The sequence below is a fragment of the Microcystis sp. LEGE 00066 genome, assembly GCF_015207925.1.
In the GTDB taxonomy this organism is placed as follows: Bacteria; Cyanobacteriota; Cyanobacteriia; order Cyanobacteriales; family Microcystaceae; genus Microcystis; species Microcystis ichthyoblabe_A.
In genome coordinates, this window is record NZ_JADEVX010000302.1 from 1 (window position 1) to 3,306 (window position 3,306).

The following is a 3,306-nucleotide window of genomic DNA, read 5'->3' on the forward strand; positions in this document are numbered from 1 at the left end:
TCCCACACCCTACACCCCACACCCTACACCCCACACCCTACACCCCACACCTATTTTGACTGGATTCGGCGAATTGCCACCACTGCTGGCCGGGGAGGTTGATTAACTTGACCACTGGGCCAATTCGACCCTAGGGGTACTTGTCGCATTTGTTCAAATTCCTGCCCATTAGTGGTTTTCAGGGCAAATTTTCGGTTTTCAAAGGCCAAATCCCGACGAATTCCCCCCGCTTCCCCCGGATGTTGTACTGCCAAAAATAACGTCTCTTGGTCGGGAGTAAAGTACAATCCCGTTAATTCCGCATCCATGGGAGCGATAGCAAAAGGATAGGGATGCTCTTGACCCTTGGCAAATACCCAAGCGCTATTATTACCAAAAATCCCCAATAAATCCCGTTGACTAACTGGGACTCCTTGGGGATAACGAGTTTTCATCTCTCGATTTAACCCACCCGTGGAAATATCGCTAACCATCCAGAGATTTCCCTGTTGATCGAACGCGAGGTTATCGGGATTAGAAAAACCCGCACCCTTCTCGGTCGGTTCCCCTCCGTAAGCGACCACATCCCAACGAAAACTTAAGGAAGCAGCATCGTTATTATCTTCCCTTAAGCTGATAATCCAACCAAATTCGTAGGGGATTTCGCCATTTGGTCCCTTAAATATCTCCCTATCGGCTCCTCCCTCCGCTTCACTGGGACTACCAGAGGTAAAGGTTATATATAAAGTGCCATTCTCGTCCACTTCCGTATCTTCTGGCCGACCAGTACAAGTGATCCCAACGGCGTTAGCGGCAAAATGAGCATCGATGAGAATTGCTCCCTGTTTTTCCGTTCCATTACCTTCATACAGGTCTGCGAGGGTCTTATATTTAGCTTTGTAGGCTAGAATCTCTTCATCGTCCTTAAATAGCAGTAATTTAGTCTCATTGACCGTTCTTTCGGGATTCGGCAAAGCTACCACCCCATCCCCGCGACTAGCGGCAATTTGACTCGGTAGGACGGGATTGATCTCCGTGTCGGGATTTAAGGGTATCCAATAACCGGTTTTATCGGGGTTGAATTTGGCCCCGTAGAGCATTCCCTTTTCTAGGAGTTTTGAGTTATTTTTGTCTTTAATATCGCTAATTTTGCCCTCGGAGACGAATTTATAGACATGACCGCCTCTGCGATCGCATCCTGAATAAACCGCCAAGGGTTGCCCCGTTTGAGCGAGAAAAGCGACCGCTTCATGGCGAAAACGCCCTAACCAAGTGTGTTTTGTGCCGTAATCGTCGGGATTGGCTGGATCCACCTCCACCATCCAACCGTATTTATTTCCCGCTAACCCAAAAACGTTACCCCGGCCATCCACTTCCCCACTATTGAGAATAAAGGGAGTAGTATCGGGATGCAAAGAGGAACCGTCTTTTAACACTACCTCCGTCACTTGGTCTTGAAAGTTTTCCTCGGCACTAAATACGGTCCCCCAGGGAGTTGTTCCCCCGGCGCAATTTTGAAATGTTCCGATAATTTTTGCCCCGAATCCGTCATCGTAGCCAAGTTTATTGGTTTTGGTAAAAATTGCTACAGCAGGGCCAGTCGCTTTCAGGTAGTGGCCGTCCTTTAGTCCAGAAATACCGGTAATGCGGCGATCGGCTTTACTATAGGTACGTTGCCATTTTCCCGTTTGATCTTTAGCTAAGGAAATTACGCCAATTCCCTGATCAATTAATCCTTCTAGGGAGATTTCCTCGATTTTTGCCTTTAAGCTGGCATCTTGTAGGTGATAGGCGGCAATTTCACCCTTTTCGTTCGTTTTTTCCCGTACTTCCTTGACGGGTAGGGTTTTACCGATCACTTGTTCAAAGGTTTGTAGCCAAGTACGACCACTGATATATTCAAAATTAACGGTTAGATAACCTTGACCCGGACTGGTTTCGATAAAAGATAGATAATCATTGTTATAACCGAAACGGGAATCACCCACTTTATCCCCCCACTGTGCCAGCACATCATAGGTGAATCCTTGCGGAAGAACGAGATCATCTAGGACTTTATAGGTTTGATAGGCATTTTTTTGGCTTTCATCGCTCATACCGTCAATTTTTAAGGGAATTGGCAGTTTGACTGGAGAAAAGTTTAACCCAAAACTATTGGCAGCGATCGCAGGACTGCTAATCAGAGAGGAATATTTTTTCTCTTGCAGACTGAAAAAAGAGACACCGGCAGTGGCAGTTAAAAAGGTGAGGAAATTACGGCGAGAAATACTCATATTTTCGGAAATAAAGTCAAAACTGATACTCAGACATCGATTAGGTTAAATTTTATTACATAAACTTGACATAGGTATTATATATTATCCAAGTTATGAATAAGTTAACAGCCAGTTAAAAGTAATCAGTAAACAGTAATCGGTGCAAAGACAGCAGAAAACTGCCATTTAATACTGCTCGCTTAATCCATACTGCACACTTAAAACTCAAATCTGATAACTGATAACTGAATAATCGCTTTAGTCGTCGCTATTTTGGGTGGTGCGGCTAAACTTTTTGTTTTTTTTCCTAATCCCTAAAAGTGGCTACCAGGCACGGCCAGAAGCAAGATTAATGTCATGAATATTTCGATAAAATTCCTTGTAAAAAAGCGGTAGTTTTTAAATCAATCCCTGTAATTGCCGTACCAACAACTACCGAATATGCACCAAATTCTAGGGCTTTTTTGGCTTCTTTTGGAGTCGATATTCCTCCTTCACAGATAACAGGAACTGATAAATTATTAACTAATTCTTCTAGGAAAGAAAAACTCGGCGGCTGCAGCTGTTTAGTTGCTTCTGTGTAACCGTAAAGAGTTGTACCGACAACATCAGCACCGGCTGCCACCGCATAAATAGCACTTTCGATCGAGTCTATATCTGCCATGACTAATTTACCAGTTTCCCGATGAATACGATCGATAATTGTGGCTAAATTTTCATCATTAGGACGCTTTCTTGGGGTAGCATCCAAGGCAATGATATCGGCACCGGCATCGGCAATGGCGAGAGCATCTTGATATTTGGGAGTAATATATACCGAACAATCGGGATAATTGCGTTTCCAGAGCCCAATTATCGGTATATCCGGCAATTGTTGACGGGTGGCTTTCAGATGAGCGGGACTATCAATTCTTACCCCACAAGCACCCCTATCCACGCAAGCATGAGCCATGGCAGCAATAATTACAGGATCGTGCAGAGATGACTCCACTGGCGCTTGACAGGAGACGATTAAACCCGATTTTAAGGTTTCTATTCGCATAAATTGGGGTGTAGGGTGTGGGGTGTGGGG

The 3,306-nt window shown here is 44.7% G+C and carries 2 protein-coding genes and 1 pseudogene; 1 reads left to right on the forward strand and 2 read right to left on the reverse strand.

From position 1 onward, the window contains the following. Positions 1–50: 50 nt before the first annotated feature. Positions 51–2,252: a PhoX family phosphatase gene (locus IQ224_RS22760; protein WP_194033525.1), complete on the reverse strand. Its 2,202-nt coding sequence runs from the start codon at positions 2,250–2,252 to the stop codon at positions 51–53. A gap of 231 nt (positions 2,253–2,483) precedes the next feature. Between IQ224_RS22760 and IQ224_RS25190 the strand changes: the two are divergent. Next, a pseudogene (locus IQ224_RS25190) lies at positions 2,484–2,552 on the forward strand (DUF4164 domain-containing protein); the annotation flags it as partial. Positions 2,553–2,589: 37 nt separating this feature from the next. On the opposite strand, the gene IQ224_RS22770 reads toward IQ224_RS25190, so the two are convergent. Then, complete coding sequence (locus IQ224_RS22770) at positions 2,590–3,276, reverse strand: N-acetylmannosamine-6-phosphate 2-epimerase (protein WP_084990110.1); 687 nt, start codon at positions 3,274–3,276, stop codon at positions 2,590–2,592. Positions 3,277–3,306 lie beyond the last annotated feature (30 nt).